This window comes from Streptomyces actuosus, assembly GCF_016921115.1.
In the GTDB taxonomy this organism is placed as follows: Bacteria; Actinomycetota; Actinomycetes; order Streptomycetales; family Streptomycetaceae; genus Streptomyces; species Streptomyces actuosus_A.
This window is the reverse complement of sequence record NZ_JAFFZS010000268.1, coordinates 1-392: the sequence shown is the minus strand read 5'-3', so window position 1 is coordinate 392 and position 392 is coordinate 1. Positions and strand designations below refer to the sequence as shown.

General features: G+C 32.7%; 1 rRNA gene. It reads right to left on the bottom strand.

Annotation, left to right across the window (positions count from 1 at the left end):
• A 16S ribosomal RNA gene (locus tag JS756_RS39175) occupies positions 1-392 on the bottom strand; the annotation flags it as partial.

Genomic DNA, 392 nt, shown 5'->3' with positions numbered 1-392 from the left:
CTAAATTTATTTTCTAGTCTTTGGCATTCATCATTTTCTGCTTGGACTACTAGGGTATCTAATCCTTATTGCTACCCAAGCCTTCGTCCCTCAACGTCAGTTTTTACATAGAAGGATGCCTTCGCCGTTAACAGTCCTTCTGGTATTAAAGTATTCTATCACTACTCCAGAAATTCTTCCTTCTTTTATAAAACTCTAGTAAAAAAATACTCATTTAGAGTTTAATTTACCGTCTAGGTACCCTTTAAACCTAATAAAGATGACTAACACTAGTCTTTTACGTATTACCGCGACTGCTGGCACGTAATTTGGTCAAGACTTATAAATAGAAAATTGTCATTATCATTATTCTATTTAGAATTTTATACGAGTAAATCGTTAATGTATTATTT